General features: G+C 75.6%; 26 protein-coding genes. 17 read left to right on the plus strand and 9 right to left on the minus strand.

Annotation, left to right across the window (positions count from 1 at the left end; translation table 11 throughout):
• Positions 1–26 precede the first annotated feature (26 nt).
• The 4 genes from PHY01_RS09225 to PHY01_RS09240 form a co-directional block, all read right to left on the minus strand.
• Positions 27–1,754: an ABC transporter ATP-binding protein gene (locus PHY01_RS09225; RefSeq protein WP_141278127.1), complete on the minus strand. Its 1,728-nt coding sequence runs from the start codon at positions 1,752–1,754 to the stop codon at positions 27–29.
• Positions 1,751–3,379, minus strand: coding sequence for an ABC transporter transmembrane domain-containing protein (locus PHY01_RS09230; RefSeq protein ID WP_246085798.1), 1,629 nt, complete (start codon positions 3,377–3,379; stop codon positions 1,751–1,753). Before PHY01_RS09230 ends, PHY01_RS09225 begins: the two co-directional genes overlap by 4 nt.
• Positions 3,380–3,495: 116 nt before the next feature.
• Positions 3,496–3,735 carry a ketohydroxyglutarate aldolase gene (locus tag PHY01_RS09235; RefSeq protein ID WP_141278128.1) on the minus strand — a complete coding sequence of 80 codons (240 nt, stop codon included), beginning with the start codon at positions 3,733–3,735 and terminating at the stop codon, positions 3,496–3,498.
• Positions 3,736–3,750: 15 nt separating this feature from the next.
• Positions 3,751–4,983 (minus strand): S8 family serine peptidase, encoded by a 1,233-nt coding sequence (locus PHY01_RS09240; protein ID WP_246085799.1) that lies wholly within the window; start codon positions 4,981–4,983, stop codon positions 3,751–3,753.
• An 87-nt stretch (positions 4,984–5,070) separates the two neighbouring features.
• Between PHY01_RS09240 and truB the strand changes: the two genes are divergently transcribed.
• The 9 genes from truB to dapB all read left to right on the plus strand — a co-directional run bounded on the left by truB (position 5,071) and on the right by dapB (position 13,245).
• Complete coding sequence (truB, locus tag PHY01_RS09245; protein WP_141278130.1) at positions 5,071–5,958, plus strand: tRNA pseudouridine(55) synthase TruB; 888 nt, start codon at positions 5,071–5,073, stop codon at positions 5,956–5,958.
• 56 nt (positions 5,959–6,014) lie between these two features.
• The gene (locus PHY01_RS09250; protein ID WP_141278131.1) at positions 6,015–6,938 is read left to right on the plus strand and encodes a bifunctional riboflavin kinase/FAD synthetase; all 924 of its coding nucleotides are present in this window, start codon (positions 6,015–6,017) and stop codon (positions 6,936–6,938) included.
• Positions 6,939–6,987: 49 nt separating this feature from the next.
• Complete coding sequence (locus PHY01_RS09255; RefSeq protein ID WP_141278132.1) at positions 6,988–7,515, plus strand: helix-turn-helix domain-containing protein; 528 nt, start codon at positions 6,988–6,990, stop codon at positions 7,513–7,515.
• A 164-nt stretch (positions 7,516–7,679) separates the two neighbouring features.
• Entirely contained in the window at positions 7,680–7,949 is a 270-nt protein-coding gene (gene rpsO, locus PHY01_RS09260) for a 30S ribosomal protein S15 (RefSeq protein ID WP_141278133.1), read from the plus strand.
• Between the two features lie 201 nt (positions 7,950–8,150).
• Positions 8,151–10,367, plus strand: a complete 2,217-nt coding sequence (locus PHY01_RS09265) for a polyribonucleotide nucleotidyltransferase (protein WP_370467447.1) — start codon at positions 8,151–8,153, stop codon at positions 10,365–10,367.
• On the plus strand, positions 10,364–11,686 hold the full coding sequence (locus PHY01_RS09270) for a M16 family metallopeptidase (protein WP_141278135.1): 1,323 nt from the start codon (positions 10,364–10,366) through the stop codon (positions 11,684–11,686). The genes PHY01_RS09265 and PHY01_RS09270 overlap by 4 nt, the downstream gene beginning before the upstream one ends.
• Before the next feature lie 19 nt (positions 11,687–11,705).
• Positions 11,706–11,951: a hypothetical protein gene (locus tag PHY01_RS09275; RefSeq protein ID WP_141278136.1), complete on the plus strand. Its 246-nt coding sequence runs from the start codon at positions 11,706–11,708 to the stop codon at positions 11,949–11,951.
• A 48-nt stretch (positions 11,952–11,999) separates the two neighbouring features.
• Positions 12,000–12,485 (plus strand): DUF456 domain-containing protein, encoded by a 486-nt coding sequence (locus tag PHY01_RS09280; protein WP_141278137.1) that lies wholly within the window; start codon positions 12,000–12,002, stop codon positions 12,483–12,485.
• A 22-nt stretch (positions 12,486–12,507) separates the two neighbouring features.
• The gene (gene dapB / locus PHY01_RS09285; RefSeq protein WP_141278138.1) at positions 12,508–13,245 is read left to right on the plus strand and encodes a 4-hydroxy-tetrahydrodipicolinate reductase; all 738 of its coding nucleotides are present in this window, start codon (positions 12,508–12,510) and stop codon (positions 13,243–13,245) included.
• A gap of 12 nt (positions 13,246–13,257) precedes the next feature.
• Here dapB and PHY01_RS09290 read toward each other — a convergent pair whose 3' ends face one another.
• On the minus strand, positions 13,258–13,797 hold the full coding sequence (locus PHY01_RS09290; protein WP_141278139.1) for a GNAT family N-acetyltransferase: 540 nt from the start codon (positions 13,795–13,797) through the stop codon (positions 13,258–13,260).
• 69 nt (positions 13,798–13,866) lie between these two features.
• Between PHY01_RS09290 and PHY01_RS09295 the strand changes: the two genes are divergently transcribed.
• Positions 13,867–14,790, plus strand: a complete 924-nt coding sequence (locus PHY01_RS09295; RefSeq protein WP_246085800.1) for an EamA family transporter — start codon at positions 13,867–13,869, stop codon at positions 14,788–14,790.
• A gap of 2 nt (positions 14,791–14,792) precedes the next feature.
• On the plus strand, positions 14,793–16,013 hold the full coding sequence (locus tag PHY01_RS09300; protein ID WP_141278257.1) for a winged helix-turn-helix domain-containing protein: 1,221 nt from the start codon (positions 14,793–14,795) through the stop codon (positions 16,011–16,013).
• A gap of 31 nt (positions 16,014–16,044) precedes the next feature.
• Here PHY01_RS09300 and PHY01_RS09305 read toward each other — a convergent pair whose 3' ends face one another.
• On the minus strand, positions 16,045–17,046 hold the full coding sequence (locus PHY01_RS09305) for a DUF4097 family beta strand repeat-containing protein (RefSeq protein WP_141278141.1): 1,002 nt from the start codon (positions 17,044–17,046) through the stop codon (positions 16,045–16,047).
• The gene (locus PHY01_RS09310; RefSeq protein ID WP_141278142.1) at positions 17,043–17,519 is read right to left on the minus strand and encodes a toxin-antitoxin system HicB family antitoxin; all 477 of its coding nucleotides are present in this window, start codon (positions 17,517–17,519) and stop codon (positions 17,043–17,045) included. Before PHY01_RS09310 ends, PHY01_RS09305 begins: the two co-directional genes overlap by 4 nt.
• 88 nt (positions 17,520–17,607) lie before the next feature.
• On the opposite strand from PHY01_RS09310, the gene thyX reads away from it, so the two are divergent.
• The 6 genes from thyX to PHY01_RS09340 all read left to right on the plus strand — a co-directional run bounded on the left by thyX (position 17,608) and on the right by PHY01_RS09340 (position 23,706).
• Complete coding sequence (gene thyX, locus PHY01_RS09315; protein ID WP_141278143.1) at positions 17,608–18,360, plus strand: FAD-dependent thymidylate synthase; 753 nt, start codon at positions 17,608–17,610, stop codon at positions 18,358–18,360.
• 32 nt (positions 18,361–18,392) lie between these two features.
• Positions 18,393–19,019 (plus strand): TIGR03085 family metal-binding protein, encoded by a 627-nt coding sequence (locus PHY01_RS09320; RefSeq protein WP_141278144.1) that lies wholly within the window; start codon positions 18,393–18,395, stop codon positions 19,017–19,019.
• 37 nt (positions 19,020–19,056) lie between these two features.
• On the plus strand, positions 19,057–20,055 hold the full coding sequence (gene dapA, locus PHY01_RS09325) for a 4-hydroxy-tetrahydrodipicolinate synthase (protein ID WP_141278145.1): 999 nt from the start codon (positions 19,057–19,059) through the stop codon (positions 20,053–20,055).
• Between the two features lie 170 nt (positions 20,056–20,225).
• Positions 20,226–21,908: a ribonuclease J gene (locus PHY01_RS09330; RefSeq protein WP_281283614.1), complete on the plus strand. Its 1,683-nt coding sequence runs from the start codon at positions 20,226–20,228 to the stop codon at positions 21,906–21,908.
• On the plus strand, positions 21,908–23,224 hold the full coding sequence (locus PHY01_RS09335; RefSeq protein ID WP_218030075.1) for an NAD(P)/FAD-dependent oxidoreductase: 1,317 nt from the start codon (positions 21,908–21,910) through the stop codon (positions 23,222–23,224). Before PHY01_RS09330 ends, PHY01_RS09335 begins: the two co-directional genes overlap by 1 nt.
• Before the next feature lie 50 nt (positions 23,225–23,274).
• Positions 23,275–23,706 carry an SgcJ/EcaC family oxidoreductase gene (locus tag PHY01_RS09340; protein ID WP_141278147.1) on the plus strand — a complete coding sequence of 144 codons (432 nt, stop codon included), beginning with the start codon at positions 23,275–23,277 and terminating at the stop codon, positions 23,704–23,706.
• Here the strand turns inward: PHY01_RS09340 and PHY01_RS09345 are convergent.
• Together PHY01_RS09345 and lat are read right to left on the minus strand one after the other, a co-directional pair.
• Complete coding sequence (locus PHY01_RS09345; RefSeq protein WP_141278148.1) at positions 23,687–25,312, minus strand: aldehyde dehydrogenase family protein; 1,626 nt, start codon at positions 25,310–25,312, stop codon at positions 23,687–23,689. The two genes, PHY01_RS09340 and PHY01_RS09345, sit on opposite strands and share 20 nt — an antisense overlap.
• Complete coding sequence (gene lat, locus PHY01_RS09350) at positions 25,309–26,610, minus strand: L-lysine 6-transaminase (protein ID WP_141278149.1); 1,302 nt, start codon at positions 26,608–26,610, stop codon at positions 25,309–25,311. The genes PHY01_RS09345 and lat overlap by 4 nt, the downstream gene beginning before the upstream one ends.
• Between the last annotated feature and the right edge of the window lie 63 nt (positions 26,611–26,673).

A 26,673-nucleotide genomic window follows, 5' to 3' on the forward strand; every position in this document is an offset into this window, starting at 1 on the left:
ATCGGCGCCGCCGGCAGGTCGACCGGCTACGCCCGGGGCCCGGCCCAGGCCGCCCAGAGCGCGGCGTAGGGCCCGCCCGCGGCCACCAGCTCGGCGTGCGGGCCGGACTCCACGATCCGCCCCTTGTCGAGCACCACGACGCGGTCGGCCGCGGCGGCCTGGGTGAGCCGGTGGGCGATGACGACCGCGGTGCGCCCGGCGAGCGCGGCGTCGGCGGCCACCTCCAGCACCCGGGCGCCCGCGCTGCCCGCCTCGGCCGTGGCCTCGTCGAGGACCGCGACGGCCGGGTCGGCCAGCACGAGCCGCGCCAGCGCGAGCTGCTGGGCGGCGGTGGCGGACAGCTCGTCACCGCCGTCGCCGACGACCTCGTCCAGGCCGAGGTCGGCGGCGCCCACCGTGGCCAGCGCGGCCGTCAGCTCGGCGTCGGAGGCCCCGGGGCGGGCCAGGCGCAGGTTGTCGGCGACCGTGCCGGCGAAGACGTGCACCTCCTGGGTGACGACGGCGACGTGGCGGCGCGGCTGCTCCAGCGCGGCCAGCGGCACGCCCCCGATCTCGACGGTGCCCGCCGCCGGGAGCTGCGCGCCCGCCAGCACCGCGCCGAGCGTGGTCTTGCCCGCCCCGCTGGGCCCGACGACGGCGACGCGCTCCCCGGCCGCGATCTCCAGGTCGACGCCGTGCAGCACCTCGGGGCCGCCGTCGTAGGAGTGCCGGATGCCGGTCAGGCGCACCGAGGCGTCGCGCGGGAGCCGGGGGTGCTCCGGGGCGGGCGGCTCCGGCATGTCGGTGACGCCGACGAGCCGGGCCAGCGCGGCGCCCGCCGATTGCGCCTCGTCGAGCAGGTAGAGCAGCGCGCCGATGGGGTCGAACAGCCGCAGGAAGTACAGGACGGCCGCGGTGGCCGCACCGACGGTGACGGCGTCGGCCCGCACCAGCCAGAACCCGGTGACCAGCAGGGCCAGCACGCCCGTCAGCTCGGCGCCGTTGAGCACCGCGCCGAAGGTCGACTGGGCGCGCATCGCCCGCATCGAGGCCCGGACGGCGGCGGCGGACTCGCCCTCGATGCGCGCGAGCAGCGGCACCCGCAGCCCGTGCGCGCGCGCCGTGGCGGCCCCGCCCACCCCGGCCAGCAGCGACTGGGTGCGCCGGCCCTCGGCCACCCGCTCCGCGGCGTAGAGCGGGCCGGAGACGCGGACGTACCAGCGCGTGACCAGGATCCAGATCGGCAGCGGGACCAGCCCGGCCAGCGCGAGGCGCCAGTCCAGCAGGGCCAGCCCGACCAGCGTGAGCCCGACGTCGAGCGCGGATATGACCAGCATCGGGACGGCCTGCCGCACCCCCTCGGAGATCACCGAGATGTCGCCGCCCACCCGCTGCAGCAGGTCGCCGGAGGTGGCCCGCTCGACGTCGGAGAGGCGCAGCCGCAGCGCCCGGCGCACCACCCGCTCGCGCAGCCCGGCGAGCACCAGCTCGCCCAGGCGCGCGACCAGCACGGTGCCGAGGGCGGCCAGCAGCGCGCGCAGGACCAGCGCGGCGAGGATCCCCAGTGCGAACAGGTCGACCGTGCCGGGCGCGCCGCCGTCGACGACGACGTCGACGATCCGGCCCAGCAGGGCGGGCACCGCCAGGATCGCGACCGCCGCCGCGACGAGCGTGGCCACCGTGGCGACCAGCAGCAGGCGGTGCGGGCGGACCAGTGCACCGACCGAGCGCCGGGTGCGGGCGGCGCTCGCGACCGGCAGCAGGCGGGCGGTCACGACAGCACCGCGGCGCGGTAGCGGGGGTCCGCGGCCAGCTCGGTGTGGGTGCCGGTGGCGACCACCGCGCCCTCGTGCACGAGCAGGACGCGGGTGCAGCGGGCCAGCAGCGCCGGGCTGGAGGTGAGCAGCAGCGTGGTGCGCCCGCTGCGCAGCGCCGACAGGCCGGCGGCGATGCGGTGCTCGGTGGCGGCGTCGACGGCGGTGGTCGGGTCGTGCAGCACCAGCACCGGTGCGTGCGCGGCCAGCGCCCTGGCCAGCACGAGCCGCTGGCGCTGCCCGCCGGAGAGGGTGCGGCCGCGTTCGGTCAGCTCGGCGGCCAGGCCGCCGGGCAGGGCGTCGAGCACGTCGTCGGCACCGGCCGCGGCGAGCGCGGCCGCGTCGGTGCCGGTGTTGTCGCCGACGGTGCCCTCGAACAGCGCCGAGTCGTGGCGGTCGACCAGCACCGCGCGGCGGGCGTCGTCGAGGTCGACGGCGGCCAGGTCGGCCCCGTCCAGCACCAGGTCGTCGGCGTCGCGGTCGCGGGCCAGGACGTCGAGCAGGGCCGCGGCGTCGGCGGGGGACAGGGTGACGACACCGACGTGCTCGCCCGCGGCGACCTCGACCGGCCCCACCCGCAGCGCCCCGGCCGGGTCGGCGGGCAGCCGGGCGGTGCCGGCGCGGACCGCGGGCGGGGCGGCGAGCAGGGCGGCCACGCGCGCGGCGGAGCCGCGGGCCCCGGCGAGCAGCGGGCCGACCCCGGTGAGCCGCTCCAACGGCCCGATCAGGAACTGGGCGAGCCCGACGGCGGCCACCAGCTCACCGACGCTGATCGTGCCGTCCAGCGCCAGCCGTCCGCCGACCCAGGCGACGACGACGAGGAACACCCCGGTGATGACGCCGGTCGCGGCGCCGTAGCCGCCCTCGAACCGGACCGCGGAGAGCCGGGCGGCCAGCGCCGTGCGGCTCGCGCGGCGGTAGGCCGCGTCGGCGGCGTCCTCCGCCCCGATGCCCTTGACGACCCGCAGCCCGGTGACGAGGTCGGTGGCCACGCCGGTGGCGGCGGCGAGCGTGGCCTGCTCGGCCTCGGCCCGCCCGACCAGCGGCGCGGCCAGCAGCCGCGAGGCGACCAGCACCAGCGGCACCCCGGCGAGCACGACCAGCCCGAGCAGCAGGGAGGCGCTCACCAGCACGACGGCCCCGCCCACCAGCGCCGCGAGCGCGGCGGTGCCGACGACGATGGCCGCGCACACCAGCCCGGCGCGGTCGGCGTCGGAACCGGCGAGGCTGACCAGCTCGCCGGAGCGCCCCGGCGCCCCGCCCGCCGGGTGCAGCACGCGGCCGGCGACGTCGAGCCGCATCGCGTGCGCTGACTCCTTCTCCGTGCTGACGGTGAGCCAGTACCCGAAGTAGGCGCACGTGGCGAGCACGACGAAGACCGCCGCGACGGCGCCGAGGCCGCCCAGCAGCGCCGTCCCGTCACCGGTGGAGACGGCCAGGTCGATCACCACGCCGACGACGACCGGCACGGCGGCCTCGGACAGCTGGTGGCCCGCGACGAGCAGCGAGGCGGCGACGACGTCGCGGCGGCGGCCGCGGGCGGCGCCACGCAGGACGGAACCCGCCGTGATCGGTGCTGGGGGCACGGCGGGTCCTTCGTCGGCGGGGCGGGCGATGATGGAGGTTAGCCTGCCCAACCCATCAGGGTCGACCGGCTTCCGGACCCGACCCCGACCGACGGCCCCCGCGCGTCCCCGTCGCGCTACCGGGCGGGCGAGCCCGGCGGCGGCAGCCGGAAGGTGTGCTGCTGCTCCACCGCGGCCACGCCCGGGACGGACCCGAGCGCGGTGCGCAGCTCACCGGTGTCGACCGAGCCGGTGATCATGCCGACCGCGGCGAGGACGTACTGCACGTCCATCCCGGCCGCGCGGCAGCGCTGCGCCACCTCGTCGATCCGGTCCACGTACGCGTCGTCGACCGACACGGTGACCTGTTCGCTCACGGCGTCCTCCCGGGCTCAGGTGGCAGGCGGCGCCTGCACGAGACCGGCGCCCACGTCGGCGGACGCGAGCGGCAGCCGCCTGGCGCCGCGGACCAGTGCCCCCCAGAGTGCCTCACCGCGGGCCCCGGTGCGCTGTGCCCACAGCGCCGCGAGGCCCGCGACGTGCGGGGTGGCCATGCTGGTGCCGGAGATCGTCAGATACCGGTCGGGCATCGGCCACGAGGAGTAGACGTCGACCCCGGGCCCGGCGAGGTCGACCTGGCCCCCCTCGACGCCCGAGCTGCGGGCCGAGAACGGGGCGACGGCCAGCGCGTTGTCGACCGCGCCCACCGCCATGATCGACGGGCTGTTGGCCGGGACGCCCACGAAACCGGGGTCGCCGCCGGGGCGGTCGGCGTTGTTGCCCGCCGCCGCGACGACCAGCGTGCCCGCGGCCAGCGCACGCCGCCCGACCGTCTCGTAGACCGACGAGACCTCGTCGACGTCGGCGCCCAACGACATCGAGACGATCTGCGCGCCGTTCTCGATGGCCCAGCTCATGCCGGCCAGGATCTCCGCGTCGGTGCCCGAGCCCGCGTCGCTGAGCACCTTCCCGGCCAGGATGCGGGCCTCGTGCGCCACGCCGTAGCGCGGGCCGGTGCCGGGCAGCAGGGGGCCGCAGGCCGTGCCGATGCAGTGCGTGCCGTGGCCGTTGCCGTCCTGCGCGCTCTCGCCCTCGACGAAGGACTCGGCCAGGACGTCGCGGCCGGCGAGGTCGGGGTGCTCCAGGTCGACCCCGGTGTCCAGGACCGCGACCGTGATGCCCGCGCCGGACTCCGCGACCGCGGCCGCGTTCGTGACCTGGAGGCCCCAGGTCAGCTCGGCGGTGTCCTCGGCGACGGGTGCGGCCGTGTCCTCCGCGGGCGCGTCGACGGACCGCCCGTGCAGGAACGTCGCGGCGTCGGCGAAGCCCCGCAGGTACTCCTCCGACAGCGATCCGCGCACGTGGTAGAGCCGCTCCGGCTCCGCCGCGACGATGCGCGGGTCGGCGATCATCGCGGTGACGGCGTCGGCGTCGGCCGCGTCGAGCGGGACAACCGCGATGCCCAGTGCGGGGAACAGCACCGGCCCGTCGCCGCCGCCGGTCAGCTCCCCGAGCGCGGTGCGCGCGGCGTCGGGATCGGCGTGCAGGTCGTCGGAGAGGACGAGGACCAGGCGTCCGGTCAGCTGGTCGGGCCAGATGGTGGCACCGTCGGTGAGCAACTGCATACGCCCGACCCTGCCGTACCCGGGCGTTGCTGTCCCTCCGGGACCCATGGACGCCGTCCCCCGGGGACCCGTGCAGAATCGCCGCGCGTGAGCCCCTCCCCGCCGTCCGGTCTCGTCGTCGTCGACAAGCCGGGGGGCCTGACCTCGCACGACGTCGTCGGCAGGCTGCGGCGCATCCTGCGCACGCGCAAGGTCGGCCACGCCGGCACGCTCGACCCGATGGCCACCGGGGTGCTGGTCTGCGGCGTCGGGCGGGGCACCAAGCTGCTGGGGCACCTCGCGCTGGACACGAAGGCCTACACGGCCACGATCCGGCTCGGGGTCGCCACCGCCACCGACGACGCCGAGGGGGAGACCCTCTCGACCGCCGACGCGTCCGGGGTCACCGACGCGGCGGTCGCGGCCGGGATCGCCGCCCTGACCGGCGACATCGCCCAGGTGCCCAGCTCGGTCAGCGCGATCAAGGTCGACGGGCGGCGGGCGTACGCACGGGTGCGGGCGGGGGAGGAGGTCGTGCTGGCGGCCCGCCCGGTCACGGTGTCGGCGTTCACGCTGCTGGCCCGCCGCGGCGACGACCTCGACGTGGTCGTGGAGTGCACGTCGGGCACCTACGTCCGGGCGCTGGCCCGCGACCTGGGGGCCGGTCTGGGGGTGGGCGGGCACCTGACCGCGCTACGCCGCACCCGCGTCGGCCCGTTCGACCTGGGTCTCGCCCGCACCCTGGAGCAGCTCGACGCCGACCCCACCCTGTCCCTGCCGCTCGACGCCGCCGTCGCCGTCGCCTTCCCCCGCCGCGACCTCGACGACGCCGCCGCGCAGGACGTGCGGCACGGCCGGCCGCTGCCGCCGTCGGGTCTGCCGGGGGTGCACGGCGCCTTCGCCCCCGACGGGCGGGTGCTGGCGCTGATGGCCGACCGCGGCGAGGTGGCCCGGCCGGTGGTGGTGCTGGCACCGGCGAACGAACCCGCCCCCTGAGCGGGCGCGGCGGGGGTGGTGGGCGTGCGGGCGGCCCGGTCCGTAGGCTCCGTCGCGTGGAGCGCTGGCGCGGGCTGGACGCCGTACCGACCGGGTGGGGACGCAGCGTCGTCACCGTCGGGGTGTTCGACGGGATGCACCGCGGCCACCAGCAGCTGGTGGCCCGTGCGGTGGCCCGGGCGGGCGAGCGGCGCCTGCCCGCGGTGCTGGTGACCTTCGACCCGCACCCCGCCGAGCTGGTCCGCCCCGGCAGCCACCCGGCCGCCCTCACCACCCTGCGGCGGCGCGCCGACCTGGCCGCCGAGCTGGGCATCGACGCCTTCTGCGTGCTGCCCTTCACCCCGGAGCTGTCCCGCACCGAACCCGCCGCGTTCGCCCACCACGTGCTGGTGGAGCGGCTGCACGCGGCCGCGGTCGTGGTGGGGCGCAACTTCCGGTTCGGCCACCACGCCGCGGGCGACGTCGCGCTGCTCACCGAGCTGGGGCAGCGGTTCGGGTTCGCCGTCGAGGGCCTCGACCTCACCGGCGACGACGGCGTGACCTTCTCCTCCACCTACGTGCGCGCCTGCATCGACGCCGGTGACGTCGAGGCCGCCGCGGCGGCGCTGGGCCGGCCGCACCGCGTCGAGGGCGTGGTGGTGCACGGTGCGCGCCGGGGCCGCGACCTGGGGTTCCCCACCGCCAACATCGCCACCGCGCCGCACACCGCGCTGCCCGCCGACGGCGTCTACGCGGGCCGGTTCGCGATCGGCGGCCGGCTGCTGCCCACCGCGATCTCGGTCGGCACCAACCCCACGTTCTCCGGGCGGGTCAAGACGGTCGAGGCCTACGTGCTCGACGTCGACGAGGACTTCTACGGCCACGAGGTCGCCGTCGACCTCACCCACCGGCTGCGCGGCCAGGAGCACTACGACGACGTCGACGCGCTCGTCGCACAGATGCACCGCGACGTCGCCCGCACCCGCGAGCTCGTGGGCTGAGTTCTCCCGTTCGCCCACGGGAACCGGGTCGGGGTGCCAGCATCGGCGCATGACCGCTGCCGAGGAGTTCGCCGACAATCGCGCCCGCCAGGCCGAGCTGTACGGCGCGCCGCTGGGGGAGCGCGTCCGCGGCCTGCTCACGGCCCTGGGCATCTCCCAGGCGCGCCTGGCCCGCACGCTGGGCATCAGCCCGGCGATGCTGAGCCAGCTGGCCAGCGGGCGGCGGGTCAAGATCGGGAGCCCTGCGGTGCTGGCCCGGCTGCAGCTGCTCGACCACCGGTGCGCGGCCGTGGCCACGCCGCTGCCGCCGCGGGCGGTGGAGGTGCTGCTCGCCGACGTCGCGCACGCGCAGCTGCGGTGGGCGCCGTCGGTCGGCCCGGCCGGCGACGCGGTGCCCCGTCCCCGCACCCCGGCCGGGGCCCGCGCCGCCGCCGGCCCGGGGTCCGCCGGCTCGGCGGCCGAGGCGCTGCGCCGGATCGCGGCCCCCGCCCGCCTGGCCGCCGCCGCGGCCGCACTGGGCCCCGGGTTCCCCGAGCTGGCCGAGGTGCTGCGCCAGGCGGCCGGACGCCCGGGCTGAGCAGGGGTGCCCCGGTCCCGGCTGGTAGCGTGGAGCGCTGGGTCCGGCTGCAGTCCGTGGTGGCCGTGACCCGCGTCGGGCAGGCCCGCGAGGGCGCCCACGACGCAGATCGGCGCGAATCGGCGTCCGAACCGCACGGCACATCAACGAAAGAGGACAGGCACGTGGCTCTCGACGCCGCCCAGAAGAAGACCGTGCTCGACGAGTACGGCACCCACGCGGGTGACACCGGATCCCCCGAGGCGCAGATCGCCCTGCTGACCAAGCGGATCGTCGATCTGACCGAGCACCTCAAGATGCACAAGCACGACCACCACTCCCGTCGCGGACTGCTGCTGCTCGTCGGCCGCCGCCGTCGGCTCATCAAGTACCTCCGCGAGGTCGACGTCGCGCGCTACCGGTCGCTCATCGAGCGCCTCGGCATCCGCCGCTGACCTCATCGGGCCGGGCCGCCTCGCGCGGCCCGGCCCGAACCGCACAACTCCAACCACACCTCCGCGCCCGGCAGCAGATCCGCCGGTCCTCGGTAGTGGCCGCCGGGCACGCGCCCGACGGCTTCGATCGAAGGCCGGCCCGACGAGGATCACCGGGGCGGGGGCTGACATCTCACGAGGAGATGCACCTTGACCGACCCCATGGAAGACGGCGTCCACGAGACGACCGCCGTCATCGACAACGGGAGCTTCGGCACCCGCACCGTCCGGTTCGAGACCGGGCGCCTCGCGCGCCAGGCCGCCGGATCCGTCGTCGCCTACCTCGACGACGAGACCATGCTGCTGAGCGCCACCACGGCGTCCAAGCACCCCAAGGAGCACTTCGACTTCTTCCCCCTCACGGTGGACGTCGAGGAGCGCATGTACGCGATCGGCAAGATCCCCGGCTCGTTCTTCCGCCGCGAGGGTCGCCCCAGCACCGACGCGATCCTGACCTGCCGGCTGATCGACCGCCCGCTGCGCCCGTCGTTCGTCGACGGCCTGCGCAACGAGATCCAGATCGTCGTCACGGTGATGAGCCTGGACCCGCAGGACCCCTACGACGCGCTGGCGATCAACGCCGCGTCGGCGTCCACGCAGCTGTCCGGCCTGCCGTTCTCCGGCCCCATCGGCGGCATCCGCATCGCGCTGATCGACGGCCAGTGGATCGCGTTCCCGCAGCACGACGACCTCAAGCGCGCCGTGTTCGACATGGTCGTCGCCGGCCGGGTCGTCGGTGACGACGTGGCCATCATGATGGTCGAGGCCGAGGCCACCGTCGAGACCAACAACCTCGTCGCCGAGGGCGCCCAGGCGCCCACCGAGGAGATCGTCGCGGCCGGGCTGGAGGCGGCCAAGCCGTTCATCCGCACCCTGTGCGTCGCCCAGCAGCAGCTCGCCGACGTGGCCGCCAAGCCCACGCGCGAGTTCCCGACGTTCCCGGCCTACCAGCCCGACGTCTTCGACGCGGTCGAGGCCGCGGGTTCCGCCGACCTGGCCGCCGCGCTGACGATCGCGGGCAAGCAGGAGCGGGAGGCCCGGCTCGACGAGGTCAAGCTGGCCGTGCTCACCGCGCTGGAGGCCAAGTTCGAGGGCCGCGAGAAGGAGCTCGGCGCGGCGTTCCGCTCGCTGAACAAGAAGCTCGTGCGCCAGCGCATCCTGCGCGACCAGGTCCGCATCGACGGCCGCGGCGTCACCGACATCCGGCCGCTCTCGGCCGAGGTCGAGGTCATCCCGCGCGCCCACGGCTCGGCGCTGTTCGAGCGCGGCGAGACCCAGATCATGGGCGTCACCACGCTGAACATGCTGCGCATGGAGCAGCAGATCGACTCCCTCGGCCCGGAGACGCACAAGCGCTACCTGCACCACTACAACTTCCCGCCCTACTCGACCGGTGAGACCGGCCGCGTCGGGTCGCCCAAGCGCCGCGAGATCGGCCACGGCGCGCTGGCCGAGCGGGCGCTGCTGCCCGTGCTGCCCACGCGCGAGGAGTTCCCCTACGCGATCCGCCAGGTGTCCGAGGCGCTGGGCTCCAACGGGTCCACCTCGATGGGCTCGGTCTGCGCGTCGACGATGTCGCTCTACAACGCCGGCGTGCCGCTCAAGGCGCCGGTCGCGGGCATCGCGATGGGCCTGGTCACCGACACCGTCGACGGCGAGACGCGCTACGTCGCGCTCACCGACATCCTCGGGGCCGAGGACGCGTTCGGCGACATGGACTTCAAGGTCGCCGGCACGCCGGAGTTCGTCACGGCGCTGCAGCTGGACACGAAGCTCGACGGCATCCCGTCGGCCGTCCTCACCGCGGCGCTGAGCCAGGCCAAGGACGCCCGCATGACGATCCTCGAGGTCATCGGCGAGGCGATCGACCGGCCCGACGAGATGAGCCGGTTCGCCCCGCGCGTCATCGCGATCAAGATCCCGGTCGACAAGATCGGCGAGCTGATCGGCCCGAAGGGCAAGATGATCAACTCGATCACCGAGCAGACCGGTGCCGACATCTCCATCGACGACGACGGCACCGTCTACGTCGGCGCGTCGGACGGCGAGTCGGCCGACGCCGCGATCGGCATGGTCAACGCCATCGCCAACCCGCAGCTGCCGAAGATCGGCGAGCGCTTCCTGGGCACGGTCGTCAAGACCGCCGCCTTCGGCGCGTTCGTCTCGTTGGTGCCCGGCAAGGACGGCCTCGTCCACATCTCGAAGCTGGGCAACGGCAAGCGGATCAACAAGGTCGAGGACGTCGTGAACGTCGGCGACAAGATCCGCGTCGAGGTCTCCGACATCGACAACCGCGGCAAGATCAGCCTGCTGCCGGTCGTCGAGGACGCCGCCCCCGCGGGCGACGTCACGGTCCCGGCCGAGGTCGCCTCCTCTTGACCGACCTCCTGACGCCGGGGACGCACCGCGTCCCCGGCGTCTCCCTTTCCCACCTCGGCGGCGGCCTGCGGGTCGTCTCCGAGACGGTGCCGGGCGTGCGCTCGGTGTCGATCGGGGTGTGGATCGGCGTGGGCTCGCGCGACGAGTCGCCGACCCAGGCCGGGGCCGCCCACTACCTCGAGCACCTGCTGTTCAAGGGCACCTCGACGCGGACGGCCGCGCAGATCGCCGAGGACGTCGACGCGGTCGGCGGCGAGCTCAACGCGTTCACCGCGAAGGAGCACACCTGCTACTACGCGCAGGTCCTCGACACCGACGTGGCGCTCGCCGTCGAGGTGCTGGCCGGGGTCGTCACCGACGCGGTGCTGGCGCCCGCCGACGTCGAGATCGAGCGCGGCGTCGTGCTCGAGGAGATCGCGATCCGCGACGACGACCCCGAGGACCTGCTCGGCGAGCTGTTCGACGAGTCGCTGCTCGGCGACCACCCACTGGGGCGGCCGGTGATCGGGTCCGAGGAGTCGGTCACCGGGATGTCCCGGGAGACGCTGCACGCGTTCTGGCGCGGGGAGTACACGACGCCGCGGATGGTCGTCGCGGCCGCGGGCAACCTCGACCACGGCGTGCTCGTCGCGCTCGTCGAGGAGGCGTTCGCGGGGGCGATCGCCCGGGCCGGGTCGGCCGAGCCGGTGCCGCCGCGCGCGCCGGGTGCCGCCGTGTCGCGGCCGGGCCCGCGGCTGGTGCTGCGCGGGGAGGACACCGAGCAGGCCCACGTCATGCTCGGCGTCCCCGGCATCGCCCGGCACGACCCGCGCCGCAGCGCGCTCGGCGTGCTCAACACCGCGCTCGGCGGTGGGCCCAGCTCGCGGCTGTTCCAGCAGGTCCGCGAGCAGCGCGGGCTGGCGTACTCGGTGTACTCGGCGCTGTCGACCTACACCGACGCGGGCATCCTCGCCGTCTACGCCGGCTGCGCGCCCGACCGGCTCGGCGAGGTCGCGACGGTGGTCCGCGAGGTCCTCGCCGACGTCGCCGAGCACGGCCTGACCCCCGTCGAGGTGGCCAGGGCGCAGGGCAACCTGCGCGGCGGGCTCGTCCTCGGGCTGGAGGACACCCCGTCGCGGATGAACCGGCTCGGCCGCGCCGAGCTCGACCACGGCCGCCAGCGCGGCATCGCCGAGAGCCTCGACCGGATCGCCGCCGTCACCCCGGAGCAGGTCGCCGGGGTGGCCCGCGACCTGCTGGCCGCGCCCCTGACGGCCGCCGTCGTCGGTCCCTACGACGACGTCTCCGAGCTGCCCGACCCGCTGCGCTCGCTGGGCTGACGCGCCTACCCTCGGGCGCATGGCGCGCATCGAGATGGACGTCGACGACGAGCTGCTCGGCCGGGCCGCGCTCGCGCTGGGCACCCACGGGGCGCCGGAGACGGTGCTGGCGGCGCTGCGGGCGGCGGCCCGGCCCGGCCCGCGTCCGGAGGTTCCCGGGCCGCTGCCGGGGGAGCGGCCGGCCCGGAGCCCGCACGACCCGCCCGGCCCGCTCGACCCGCCCGCCCGGCCCGGCGACTTCCCGCGCCCGCCCGAGATCCGCTGAGCCCTCCGTCCCCGGCCGGGGACGCCGCCCGCGTGGGATGCTCCGCGCATGGGTGTGGAGACGCTGGTCGCGGGCGTGCTGATCGTCGTCGGCATCGCCGGGATCGTGTTGCCGGTGCTGCCCGGGCTGATACTGGTACTGGCCGGGATCGCGGTGTGGGCGGTGCCCCGCAACGACGTCGTGGGCTGGTCGGTGCTCGGGCTCGCCGTCGCGATCGTGGTGGCCGGCAGCGTCGCGAAGTACCTGCTCCCCGGGCGGCGGCTGCGCGACTCCGGGGTGCCGGGGCGCACCATCGGCGCTGGGGCGGTGCTGGGCGTCGTCGGGTTCTTCGTGATCCCGGTCGTGGGCCTGTTCCTGGGGTTCGTCCTGGGCGTCTACCTGGCCGAGCGGGTCCGGCTGGGCGACCACGCGCTCGCCTGGCCCTCGACGCGCGGCGCGCTCGCGGCCGTCGGCTGGAGCATCGTGATCGAGCTGCTCACCGGGTTGATGGCCGTGGGGGTGTGGATCGCCGGGCTGGTGATCGCGGCGACCTGAGACTGCGACCTAGGCTGGCCCCATGACGATCAGGGTGGGTGTGCTCGGGGCGCGGGGGCGGATGGGGTCCGAGGTGTGCCGGGCCGTCACGGCCGCCGAGGGGCTGGAACTCGTCGCCGAGGTCGACGAGGGCGACCCGCTGACGCTGCTCACCGACGCGGGCGCGCAGGTGGCCGTCGACTTCACCCACCCCGGGGTCGCCCTCGACAACGTCGCGTTCTGCGTCGACCACGACATCGCCGCGGTCGTGGGCACGAGCGGGTTCGGCGCCGAGCGGCTCGACACGGTCCGCGGCCTGCTCTCCGCCCGTGACGGGCACGTGCTCGTCGCCCCCAACTTCGGTGTGGGCGCGGTCCTGATGATGCGGTTCGCCGAGCAGGCGGCGCGGTTCTTCGAGTCGGTGGAGATCATCGAGCTGCACCACGAGCGCAAGGTCGACGCCCCGTCGGGCACCGCGGTGAGCACGGCGTCACGGATCGCGGCGGCCCGCGCGGGCCTGGGCCCGGTCCCGGACGCCACGACCAGCGAGCTCGACGGCGCGCGCGGCGCCGTCGTCGACGGAGTGCACGTGCACTCGGTGCGGATGCCCGGGCTCGTCGCGCACCAGGAGGTGATCCTGGGCATGGCGGGGGAGACGCTGACGCTGCGCCACGACTCGATCGACCGCGCCGGGTTCATGCCCGGGGTGGTCCTCGCCGTCCGCGGGGTGCGCGAGCACCCCGGGCTGACCGTCGGGCTGGAGTCCCTGCTCGGCCTGTAGGAGCTGCGTGCCCTAGGTGAGCTTGAGGTCCAGCGAGCCGGTGAGGCGGATCTCGCGCAGGGTGCCGGCGCCGGTGTCCAGGGCGCGGACGCCGCCGTCGGTCTCCCAGCCGGCGCGGGCGTAGAACCGGCGGGAGGCCTCGTCCGGCTCGGGCACCCAGGCCAGCCCGTAGCGGGCACCCGCCTCGCGCAGCCACTCCGCCGCCGTGGCCAGCAGCCGCCCGGCGTGCCCGCGACGGCCCCAGCGCGGCTCCACGAGCAGGGCGCCGATCTCGCCCCACGCCTGCTCGGGGGAGGTGGCGCCGCCGGGGGGCAGGGCCGGGGCGGCCGCGCAGAACCCGACGGTCCACCCGCCCTCGGTGGCCACGAGCACGCGCCCGGCGTCGGCGTCGACGGCGGCCGACCAGGCCGCGCGGGCGTCGGGGCCACGCAGGGCGACCAGCGCGTCGGGCGGGACGAACGCGGAGTAGGCGGCCTCCCAGGTGTCGCCCTGGATGCGCACGATCTCCGCGACGTCGGCGGGCGTGGCGGGACGGACCTCGGCGATGGCCATGGGGCATGGATACCCCAGCCGCCCGGTCCGGCACGACACGGGGTAGTTCGCCATGGCAACGTCATGGGCGTGCAGAACCGCCGTACCGCCTGGGCCGCCCTCGGCGTGGTCTACGTCCTGTGGGGATCGACCTACCTCGCCAACCGCCTGATCATCACCGACGTGCCGCCGCTGCTGTCGGGCGGTGTGCGGTTCCTCGTCGGCGGCGGGCTGCTCGCGCTGGTCGTCGCGCTGGTGGCCGGGGCAGGGGCACTGCGGATGACGCGACCGCAGCTGGCCACGACGGCGCTGTCGGGCGTCCTGCTCCCCGCGTGGGGCAACGGGATCGTCACGCTCGGGCAGCAGCAGGTGTCCTCCGGGCTGGCGGCGCTGCTCATCGCGGCCGTCCCGCTCTACATCGTCGTCCTGCGCGCGCTGACCGGCGACCGGCCGCGCGCGGCGACCGTCGGCGGCGTCGCGGTGGGGGTGGCGGGGCTCGCGCTGCTGCTGCTGTCGGGATCGTCGGGCTCCGGCGGGACCGTCGGGAACGCCTGGTGGGGACCGTGGCTGATCCTGCTGGCGGGCCTGGGCTGGGCGACGGGCACGTTCGCCACGACCCGGCTCCCGGTGCCGGCCAACCCGTTCGCGCTCGCCGCGGTGCAGATGCTGGTCGGCGGGGCGGTGCTGCTCGCGGTGAGCCTCGGCAAGGGCGACCGCCTCGATCCCGCGGCGGTCTCGCCGGTCGCCTGGTGGGCGTGGGCGTACATGGCGGTCGTGGTGTCGCTCGGGGCGTTCAGCGCCTACGCCTACGCGCTGGCGTCGCTGCCGGTGTCGACGGTCGCGACGTACGCCTACGTCAACCCGGTCATCGCCGTGCTGCTCGGGGTGCTCATCGTCGGGGAGCGGTTCTCGGCGCTGCAGGTGCTCGGCGGGGCGGTCGTGCTGGTGGCGGTCGTGCTGGTGATCGCCGCCGAGCGGAGACGTCGGGGTGAGCTGGCACCATCCGCGGCGTGAGCATCGACACGATCGGCGCCCCGGCCGCCCGGCGGGCGGTGCTGGCCGCCCAGGGCTTCACCGACCCGCGTCCCGGCGGCCCCGTCACCCGTCGCCACCTGCAGCGGGTGCTCGACCGCGTGCGCCTGCTCCAGCTCGACTCGGTGAACGTGGCGGTCCGGGCGCACTACATGCCGGTCTTCAGCCGCCTGGGCCCGTACGCGCGGGGGCTCCTCGACGACGCGGCGTGGGCGCACTCGGCGCGCCGCCCGCGGCTGCTGGTGGAGACCTGGGCGCACGAGGCGAGCCTGGTGCCGGTGGCCGACTGGCCGCTTCTGCAGTCCGGGGCCAAGCGCAGCGGATGGTGGCGGCACTACGGCGCGCTGGTCGAGGGCAACCCCGGGCTGGTCGAGGACGTGCTGGCCGCGGTGAAGGAGCTCGGCCCGGTCGGGGCGGGGGAGCTGGAGGAGGCGCTGGGGGGAGCGTCGCGGCCGCGGCCCCCGGGCGCCACCTGGTGGGAGCGGTCCGACGTCAAGCGGGTCTGCGAGTACCTGTTCGGCGTCGGCGCGCTGCTCACCGGCACCCGCCGGCACTTCCAGCGCCTCTACGACCTGCCCGAGCGCGTCCTGCCGCCCGAGGTGCTGGCGGCCGGCCCGGCCGATCCGGAGCAGTCGGCACGCACGCTGCTGCTGCGCTCGGCGTCGGCGCTGGGGGTGGCCACCGAGCCCGAGCTGCGCGACTACTACCGCCTCGGCCCGGTGACGTCGCAGCGGGCGGTGGCCGAGCTGGTCGACGCCGGCGCGCTGGCCCCGGTCGCGGTGCGGGGCTGGGAGCGCCCGGCCTACCGGCTGCCGGGCGCCCCGGTGCCGCGGCGGGTCACCGGGCGGGCGCTGCTGTGCCCGTTCGACCCCCTGGTCTGGGAGCGCGAGCGCGCCGAGCGGATCTTCGGCTTCCGCTACCGCATCGAGATCTACGTGCCCGAGGCGAAGCGGGAGTTCGGGTACTACGTGTTCCCGTTCCTGCTCGACGGCGAGCTCGTGGCGCGGGTGGACCTCAAGGCCGACCGTGCCGCCGGGGTCCTGCGCGTGCCCGGCGCGTTCGCCGAACCCGGTGCCGACACGGTGCGGGTGGTGGCGGAGCTGGCGGGCGCCCTGCGCGAGATGGCGCGCTGGCTGGAGCTGGACGCGGTGGTGGTGGGCGAGCGGGGCGACCTGGCCGCCCCGCTCGCCCTGGCCTCCCGCTGACCCACCCCCGCCGCGACCGTCCGGCCCGGGGTCAGACCGGGACCGTCGCCCGGGTCACCAGGACGTCGCCGCTGCCGGTGCGGCCCTTCACCGTGAGCGTGCCCGGCTCGGCGGGCGCCACCGAGCCCACGTCGAGCTCGCTGCGGGCCCGGCCCGATCCGGAGCTCAGGTCGAGCCGGGCGGCCACCCCGCCGTGCACGCCGATGCGCAGGTCGCCGGAGCCGGTGGTGAGGTCGAGGCGCCCGGAGCGGGCGTCGCGCACGGCGACGCCGCCGGAGCCGGTGCGCACACCGAGGTCGGCCGCCACCTCCAGCACCTCGACGTCACCGCTGCTGGCGCGCACCTCCGTCGGCCCGTGCACGGCCGCCACCCGCACGCCGCCGGAGCCGGTGCGGACGCGCCCGCGCCCGGCCACCGCCCCGATCTCGACGTCGCCGGAGCCGGTGGTGACGTCGGCGTCGCCGTCGACGGGGCCCAGCTCGACCCGGCCCGATCCGGTGCGCACGGCCGCCCAGCCCGCGGTGCCGGACACGGTGACGTCACCGGACCCGGTGCGGGCGGCCAGCCGCGACCCCACGGGCGCGGTGACCGTCACCGCGAGGGGGACCACGCGCTGCGGCAGCTCTTCCGACGAGCGCACCACCAGCCGTCGCCCGCCCTCGGACCAGGTGATCTCCGCGGCCCGCACGGCCTCGGCCGCGAGCCGCACGGGGTCGACGCCGAACGCGCCGCCCCGGAACCGGTCGCCGAAGCCGCCCGCGAAGGCGCCCTCGAACCCGCCGCCGGCGTTGCCGAGCCAGTTCATCAGCCCGCCGATGCCCTGGCCGATCGCGCCGCCCGCGTCGGGGTCGTGCCGGACCTCCACGCGCACCTCGTCGTCCGCCACCAGGTCGACGCGGATGCGGCCCACGTCGATCCGCAGCTCCAGCTCGGCCGGCCGGTCGCACGGCCAGGACTGCTGGCGGACCGTCGGTCCGGCGGCCGGCTCGTCGTCGGCGAAGCCCTTGGTGAAGTCGATCGCGTCGTCGCTCATCCCTGCACCCATCCCTGGATCCGGTGGCCGTCGCGGCCCTTGCGCGGACCGCTGCCCGACAGCGCGCCCTGCACGGCCTGCGCCACCCAGGTGTTGAGCGACACCCCCTGCGTGGACGCGGCCTGCTCGGCCTGGCTCTTGATCTGCTCGACCAGGCGCAGCGTGATGCGGCTGATGTCGCCCGCCTCGGCGCCGGCGAACCCGCGCGGGGGCTGCTCCGGGGCCGGGTGCGCGTCGGGCGAGACGACCACGCGGACGTCCCGGCCGTCGAGGCGGACCTCGACGGTGCGGTCGCCCAGCGCCGCCGTGACCTCCGCGGCCAGGTCCGAGAGCGCGTTCATCATCGCGAGCCGGGCCGCGGGCTCGATCGCGGCGCCGAGCAGGGCGGCGGTGCGCCGCGTCTGCTCGTCGCCCGCCGCGGCGGCGGACCCGAGGTCCTCGCGCAGCCGGTCGACGTACTGGCTGATGTCCATGACACCACCATGGCGTCACATCTGATGTCAGTCAAGGAATCCGCTGACGTCATCCCGGGCGTCCGGGGCTGCCGGTTACCCTGCGGCCATGCCCGAGACCGTGCCGCTCACCGTCCAGCTCGTGGCCAAGACCGAGTTCACGGCCCCGCCGGACGTCCCGTGGAGCACCGACGCCGACGGCGGCCAGGCGCTCGCGGAGTTCGCCGGCCGCGCCTGCTACCAGTCCTGGGGCAAGCCGAACCCGCGGACGGCCACCAACGCCGGCTACCTGGAGCACATCCTGGAGGTCGGCCACCTCTCGGTGCTCGAGCACGGGTCGGTGAGCTTCTACCTCACCGGGGTCTCCCGCAGCCTCACCCACGAGCTCATCCGGCACCGGCACTTCTCCTACAGCCAGCTCTCCCAGCGCTACGTCCCCGAGCGCGACGCCGCGATGGTCGAGCCCGAGGTCATCGCCGACGACCCCGAGCTGCACGCCCTGTTCGCCGAGGCCACGGCGGCCTCCGTGCGGGCCTACGAGCAGCTGCTGGAGGGCCTGGAGAAGCGCTTCGCCGACGTCGGCAACGCCACGCTGCGGCGCAAGCAGGCCCGGCAGGCGGCGCGGGCGATCCTGCCCAACGCCACCGAGACGCGCATCGTCGTCACCGGCAACTACCGGGCCTGGCGGCACTTCATCGCCATGCGCGCCACCGAGCACGCCGACGTCGAGATCCGGGCGCTGGCCATCGAGTGCCTGCGCCAGCTGCACCGCGAGGTGCCCAACGTGTTCCGCGACTTCGAGATCGCCTCGCTGGACGACGGCACGGAGATCGCGTCGAGCCCGTACGTCGCGGAGGGCTGATCGTCGCGGCGCGCCCCGCGTAGGGTCGGGGCATGAGCCTGGCCACCGACGAGCGTGCGGCGATCTGTGACGAGTTCGAGCGGGTCGGCCCGGACCGGCCCACCCTGTGCGGCGACTGGGACACCCGCGACCTGCTGGCCCACCTGCTGGTGCGCGAGCGCAAGCCGTGGGCGGCCCCCGGCATCGTGATCGCCGCGCTCGCCCCGCTCGTCGACCACGCCATGCGGTCCTACGACGACACGCCGTGGGAGCAGATGGTCGGTCAGCTGCGCGGCGGCGCCCCGCTCTGGTCGCCCTACCGCGTGCCCGCCGTCGACGACCTGGCCAACGGGGCGGAGTTCTTCGTCCACCACGAGGACGTGCGGCGCGGGGTACCGGGCTGGGAGCCGCGCCCGGCCGACCCCACCCGCGACGCCCAGCTCTGGGCGCTGCTGCTGCGGATGGGCCGGCTGCTGCACCGCTCCAGCCCGGTCGGGGTCGCGGTGCGCACGCCCTCGGGTGCGGAGCACGTGCTGCGCACCGGCCCGGGCCTGGTCACGATCGTCGGCGAACCGGGCGAGCTGGTGCTGCACGCGTTCGGCCGCGACGCCGCGCGGGTCGAGCTGGAGGGAGCCGCGACCGACGTCGCGGCACTGGCCGGGGCCTCGCGCGGGCTCTGACCCGGGTCCGGTCGGGGTGGGGCGGTACCGTCGACCCATGACCTCCGACTCCGCGCGCACGCCGGGCCGCCCGTTCGGCCGGGTGCTGACGGCCATGGTCACGCCGTTCGACGCCGAGGGGCGCCTGGATCTCGACACCGCCCAGGAGCTGGCCACCCGGCTGGTCGATCTCGGCAACGACGGCCTGGTGGTCAACGGCACCACCGGGGAGGGCCCCACCACCGGCGACGAGGAGAAGGCGCAGCTGGTGCGCGCGGTCGTCGAGGCGGTGGGCGACCGGGCCACGGTCGTCGCCGGCGCGGGCACCTACGACACCGCGCACAGCATCGAGCTGGCCCGCGCGGCGGAGGAGGCGGGCGCGCACGGCCTGCTGCTGGTCACCCCGTACTACTCGCGGCCGCCGCAGTCCGGCCTGATCCTGCACTTCAGCGCGATCGCCGACGCCACCGGCCTGCCGGTGATGCTCTACGACATCCCACCGCGCAGCGTCATCCCGATCGACCTGGAGACGCTGCAGCGCCTGGCCCAGCACCCGCGGATCGTCGCGGTGAAGGACGCGCGCAACGACCTGCGCGTCGGCACCGAGATCATCGCCACCACCACGCTGGCCTACTACTCCGGCGACGACCCGGTGAACCTGCCGTGGCTCTCCGTCGGCGCGGTCGGCATGGTGAGCGTCACCGGGCACGTCGTGGCCGACCGGCTGCGCGCCATGATCGACGCCTTCGAGGCGGGCCAGACCGACCGCGCCCGCAACCTCAACGCCTCCATGCTGCCCGTGCTGCGGGCCATGGGCCGGGTGGGTGGCGCGGTGTTCGCCAAGACCGCGATGCGCCTGCGCGGCCTCGACGTCGGCGACCCCCGCCTGCCGCTGCCGCCGGCCACCGAGGCCGAGGTGGCCGCGATCGTCGCCGATCTCGACGCCGCCGGCGTCGCGCTCGACCCGCAGGCCCGCGCGGGCCACCGTTCCCGCGGCCACGGCGCGCTCGGCGCGCGGGCCGCCGCCGACCTCGGGGCCGAGGTCGCATACCGGTGACCGCCGCTCGCGCGGTGACCGTCCCACGCTGATGACGTAGCACGACCCATGCCAATCTGAGGAGTTCCTTGAGCCGCCCGCCTGCACGGTCCGACCGCAACCGGTCCGACCGTCGGTCCCGCCCGCCCCGGCGCGACCAGCCCCGTCCCCCCGCCGTCGTCGAAGCCGACCTGCCCGGGCTGCCCACGCAGCCGCCGGGCCCGCTGCCCGAGGGCGCGCTGCGCGTGCTCACCCTGGGCGGCATCGGCGAGATCGGCCGCAACATGACGGTCTTCGAGTACGACGGCCGGCTGCTCGTCGTCGACGCCGGGGTGCTGTTCCCCGACGCCGACGCGCCCGGGGTCGACCTGATCCTGCCCGACTTCCGCCCCATCCTCGACCGCCTCGGCGACATCGACGCGCTCGTGCTCACCCACGGCCACGAGGACCACATCGGTGCCGTGCCGTTCCTGCTGCGCCAGCGGCCCGACCTGCTGATCGTCGGCTCGCCGTTCACGCTCGCGCTGGTGGCGGCCAAGTGCAAGGAGCACCGCCTCACCCCGCACATGCTGGTGGTCAACGAGGGCGACCGGCTGCGCCACGGCAGCTTCGAGTGCGAGTACTTCGCCGTCAGCCACTCCATCCCGCAGTGCCTCGCCGTCGCGATCCGCACACCCGCGGGCGTGATCCTGCACACCGGCGACATCAAGCTCGACCAGCGCCCGCTCGACGGCCGGCTCACCGACCTGCCCGGGTTCTCCCGCCTGGGCGACGAGGGCGTCGACCTGTTCCTGTGCGACTCCACCAACGCCGACACCCCGGGGGTCTCGCCGTCGGAGGCGTCGCTGGGCCCGAACCTGACGGCCGCGATCGGCAAGGCGCAGGGGCGCGCGTTCGTCGCCTGCTTCGCCAGCAACGTCTACCGGGTGCAGCAGATCGTCGACGGCGCGGTGGCCCACGGCCGCCGGATCTGCCTGCTCGGCCGCTCGATGCTGCGCAACATGGAGATCGCCACCGACCTCGGGCTGCTGCACGTGCCCGAGGGCACCATGGTCGCCATCGACGACGCCGACGACCTGCCCGACGACAAGCTGCTGGTCGTGTGCACCGGATCGCAGGGCGAGCCGATGGCGGCGCTGTCACGGATCGCCCGCGGGGAGCACCGCACGTTCCAGATGCGCTCCACCGACACCGTCATCCTGTCCAGCTCGCTCATCCCGGGCAACGAGCACGCGGTCTTCGGCGTGATCAACCGGATGCGCCGGGCCGGCATCCAGGTGATCGACAACCGCAACTCCAACGTGCACGTCTCCGGCCACGCCTACGCCGGTGAGCTGCTGTTCCTCTACAACGCGGTGCGGCCGAGCAACGTCATGCCCGTCCACGGCGAGTGGCGCCACCTGCGGGCCAACGCCGAGCTGGCCGAGCAGACCGGGGTGGCGGCCGACGCCGTCGTCGTCACCGAGAACGGCGTCACGGTCGACCTCGTCGACGGGCGGGCCGTGATCTCCGGCCGGGTCGAGGTGGGCCGCGCCTACGTCGACGGTGTGGCCACCGGCGACATCGAGCAGCCCACCCTGGCCGACCGGCTGGTCCTGGGCGAGGGCGGCTTCATCTCGATCACCGTGGCCATCGACGCCACGACCGGGCGCGCCGTCGCCCCGCCCACGCTGTCCGGCCGCGGGTTCTCCGAGGACCCGAAGGCGCTGGTCGCGGTCCTGCCGATCGTCGAGCAGGAGCTGGCCCGCACCGAGAGCGACGGCATCGTCGACACCCACCGGGTGGCCCAGCAGGTGCGCCGGGTCGTCGGCAAGTGGGTGGGGGAGACCTACCGGCGCCGCCCGATGATCGTCCCCACGGTGATCGCGGTCTAGTGAACCTGTGGTTCGAGCAGGTCGTCGCCGACGGCGACCCGCTCGTGCCCCGGCCGCCGCTGACCGGCGACACCGACGCCGACGTGTGCGTCGTCGGCGCCGGCTACACCGGCCTGTGGACGGCGTGGGCGCTGCTGCGCGCCGACCCCGGGCTGCGGGTGGTGGTCGTCGAGCGCGAGATCGCCGGGTTCGGCGCCAGCGGGCGCAACGGCGGCTGGTGCTCGGCGCTGTTCCCGGCCGGTCCCGCGGCGCTCGACCGGCGTCACGGCGCCGGGGCGGGGGCGGCGATGGGGGCGGCGATGCGCGCCACCGTCGACGACGTGGGTGCCGCCGTCGCCGAGGAGGGCATCGCGTGCGACTGGCGCAAGGGCGGCACGGTCACCCTCGCGCGCACGCCCGCCCAGGTCGTCCGGGCCCGCCGTGAGCCGGGCTGGATCGGGCCCGCGGAGGCGTCCGCGCTGGTGGGGGCCGCGGGGGTGCTCGGGGCCACCGTCACGCCCGACTGCGCGCGGGTGCAGCCCGCCCGGCTGGTCCGCGGCCTGGCGCGCGCCGTCGAGCGCCGGGGCGGCCGGATCGTGGAGGGCACCACCGCGCTGTCGGTCGCGCCGCGGCGCGTCGTCACCGACCGGGGCGTGGTGAGGGCCGGGGCGGTGGTGCGGGCCGCCGAGGCGTGGAGCGCGGGGCTGGCGCCGCGGTCGGTGGCGCCGGTGTACTCGCTGATCGTGGCCACCCGGCCGCTGCCGGCGTCGTTCTGGGAGGTGGCGGGCCTCGCGGGCGGGCGGACCTTCACCGACCACCGCCACCTGATCGTCTACGGCCAGCGCACCGCCGACGACCGGCTCGTCTTCGGCGGCCGCGGCGCCCCGTACCACTGGCGCTCGCGCATCCGCCCGGAGTTCGACGCCGACGAGCGCGTGTTCGCCGGGCTGCGCGCCGCGGCCCGCGAGCTGTTCCCGGCGCTCCGGCCCGGCGACTTCACCCACGCCTGGGGCGGCCCGCTGGGCATCCCGCGCGACTGGCACGCCGGCGTCGGGTACGCGGACGGGCTGGGCTGGGCGGGCGGCTACGTCGGCGACGGCGTCGGCACCTCCCACCTGGCCGGGCGCACGCTGGCGGCACTGATCCTGGGCCGCGACGACCCCGTCACCGGGCTGCCCTGGGTCGGGCACCGGTCCCGGCGCTGGGAGCCCGAGCCGCTGCGCTGGCTGCTGGTCAACGCCGGGCTGCGGCTGATGACGCTCGCCGACTCCGAGGAGCGCCTGACCCGGCGCCCCAGCGTGATCGCCGCGTCGCTGTCGCGGGCCCTGGGCCGCTGAGCCCGCCGCGGTCTTGCGGTGAACCCGACTCCAGGTCGCACACTCCGGGGATGACCGCACCCCTCGCCACGACCGCCCCCGACCCCGTGGACGGCGCCGGGATCGCGGCGGTGGTCGCCGAGGCCGAGCGCGCCTTCGGCACCGCCGATCCCGACCTGCTCGTCGCCTCGATCGCCGCCGACGTCGTGGTCGTCGGCGCCGACGGGGCCCGGGTGCACGGGCGCCCCGCGGTGCTCGCCGCGGCGCGTGCGGGGTTCGCCGGGCCGTGGCGCGGGCAGCACGCCCGCTACGTGCTCACCCGCGCCGCCCTCGTCGGGCCGGACGTGGCGATCGCCCACACCGACGCGCACGCCACGGACGCCGACGGCACGCCTCGCGACGTCGGCCACTCCATGACGACGCTGTGGGTGCTGGCCCGCCGCGACGGCCGCTGGTGGGTCGTCGCCCGCCACGACACCCTGGTCAGCCGGCCGGCAGGGTGAAGTCCGGGTCGCCGTCCACCGAGGGCGTGTCCATCTGGGCCTTCTGCAGCTTCCCGGCGTAGTCCCAGTTCATCGACTGCCATCGGGTGAACTGGTCGAGCACCCAGACGCCCGACTGCCGTGACCCGTTGCCGGAGCGGCCGTTGCCGCCGAACGGGAGGTGCGCCTCGGCCCCGGAGGTGGAGTTGTTGACGCTCACCATCCCCGCACCCACCCGCTCCCGGAACCGGAACGCGTGGCCCGCCTCGCGGGTGTAGATCGCCGCCGAGAGGCCGTAGCCGTGGTGGTTCGCCAGCGCGACCGCCTCGTCGAAGGTCTCGAAGCGGGCCACCCCGACGATCGGGCCGAAGGTCTCGGTGTTCGCGAGGGCGTCGTCGATCCGCACCCCGGAGACGACCGTGGGATGGGCGTAGACGCCGGGCTCGCCGGTGAAGCCCCCGCGCGGGTTGTCGGGGGTGATCCGCCCGGTGGGCCCGTGCACGGTGTGGTGCGGCTCGATCAGGTCGAGGTTCTTCACGAACGCGGCGAGGAAGCGCTCCGAGAGCATCGGACCGCAGAGGACGTCGCCGGTGGGGTCGCCGACCGCGGCGTCCCGGACGGCGGCGACCAGGCGGGCGACGAACTCGTCGTGGACCGAGGCGTGCACGATCGCCGTGCCCAGTGACGTGCAGCGCTGCCCGGCGCTGCCGAACCCGGAGAACAGCGCGCCCTCCACGGCCAGGTCGAGGTCGGCGTCGGGCATCACGACCAGCGGGTTCTTGCCGCCCAGCTCCAGGCAGGGCGTCTGCAGGTGGGCCCCGGCCAGCGCCCCGATCCGGGCCCCGACCTCCGAGGACCCGGTGAACCCGATCTTGTCGACGAGCCGTGCGTCCAGCGCCGCCGACAGGCCGTCGAAGGTGGTGGGGCCGTCGGCGAGCACCGTGTTGAGCACCCCGGAGGGCACCCCGCCCGCCACGCACAGCTGCGTGAACGCCCGCGCGATCGCCGGGGTGTACTCGGCCGGCTTCCACACCACGGCGTTGCCGCACAGCAGCGCGGGCAGCAGGTACCACGACGGCACGGCCACCGGGAAGTTCCCCGCGGTGACCACGACGGCCACCCCGACCGGCACGCGGAAGGTGAACAGCTGCTTGTCCGGCATCTCGCTCGGCACCGTGTGCCCGTAGAGGCGGCGGCCCTCCCCGGCGAAGAACGTGGCCGTGTCGACGATCTCCTGCACCTCGCCGCGCGCCTCGGCCAGCGGCTTGCCGATCTCGCGGGTGACGAGCCGGGCCAGGGCGTCGGCGTTGGCCTCCACCAGCCGCCCGATCCGCCCGACGACCTGCCCGCGCACCGGGGCCGGGGTGGCCGCCCAGGCCCGCTGGGCGGCGCGGGCCGCGCGGGCGGCGTCGACGATCGTGGTGGCGTCGCCGAGCAGGGCGGTCGCGACCTCCTCCCCGGTGGCGGGGTTCACCGAGGCGGTGGTGCCTCCGGGCGAGTCTGTACGCCACGTGCCGCTGACGAACGCCCCGACGCCCGGCCCCGCCGCCCCGGTTGCAGTGGGGTGGCTCTGCTCCAACCCCGTTGCAGTGGAGCCACCCCACTGCGACGCGTCCGCGGTCGTCATGCCGCCACCTCCGCAGCCTGCGTCGCCGTCACTGCGCGGGTCAGGGCGGCCACCGCCTCGTCCAGCTCGGCCTCGGTGATCGTCAGGGCCGGGCGGAAGCGGATCGAGCGCTCCCCGCCGGGCAGGATCAGCACCCGCTCGTGCTCGTACAGATACCGCACGGCGGCGTCGCGGGCGGCGGGCGTCGGCAGGTCGACCGCGGCCATCAGCCCGCGCCCGCGCACGTTCTCGACGCCCGGGACGGTGGCCAGCCGCTCCAGGAGGTACGCCCCGAGCGCGGCCGCGCGCGGGATCAGCCCGTCGGCCTCGATCACCTCCAGGTACCGCCGCGCGCGCACCATGTCGGTGAGGTTGCCGCCCCAGGTGGAGTTGATCCGGCTCGGTACCGCGAACACGTTGTCGGGCACCTCGTCGACGCGCCCGCCCGCCATCACGCCGCAGACCTGCAGCTTCTTGCCGAACGCGACGACGTCCGGGGCGACGCCGAGCTGCTGGTAGGCCCACGCGGTGCCGGTCAGGCCGCAGCCGGTCTGCACCTCGTCGAGGACGAACAGGGCGTCGTGCTCCACACACAGCGCCTGCATCGCGGCGAGGAACCGCGGGCGCAGGTGGTTGTCGCCGCCCTCGCCCTGGATCGGCTCGGCGAGGAAGCAGGCGATGTCGTGCGGGTGCGCGGCGAACGCGGCGCGGGCCTGGGCCAGCGCGGTCGCCTCCGCGGCGTCGACGTCGCCGAGGTGCACCGCGGGGACGTCGATCCGGGGCCAGTCGAACGTCGGGAACAGCGCGGTCTTCACCGGGTCGGTGTTGGTGAGTGAGAGCGTGTAGCCGCTGCGGCCGTGGAAGGCCTTCCGCAGGTGCAGCACCCTCGTACCCCGCGCCGGGTCGCGGCCGTGCGCGGCGTTGTGCCGGCGCTTCCAGTCGAACGCCGTCTTCAGCGCGTTCTCCACGGCGAGCGCCCCGCCCTCGACGAGGAACAGGTGGGGCAGCGCGGGATCGCCCAGCACGCGCTCGAACGTCTCGACGAACCGCGCCATGGCCACCGTGTACACGTCGGAGTTCGACGGCTTGTTCACCGCCACCTCGGCGAGCTCGGCGAGGAACTCCGGGTCCTCGGCCAGGGCGGGGTGGTTGAGCCCGAGCGGGGCGGAGGCGAAGAAGCTGAACAGGTCGAGGTAGGTGCCCCCGTCGCGGGCGTCGACGATCCGGGAGCCGCGGCTGCGCCGGGTGTCGAGCACCAGGTCGAAACCGTCGACGAGCAGGTGGCGCCGCAACGTGTCGTGGACCTCGGCGGGATTCATGGCACAAGTGTCCGGACCCGGCCGCGGCCGGGCACGACACCGACCGTCGGGATGGCGCGGCGA

This window comes from Pseudonocardia hydrocarbonoxydans (assembly GCF_006539565.1).
GTDB classification, from domain to species: Bacteria; Actinomycetota; Actinomycetes; order Mycobacteriales; family Pseudonocardiaceae; genus Pseudonocardia; species Pseudonocardia hydrocarbonoxydans.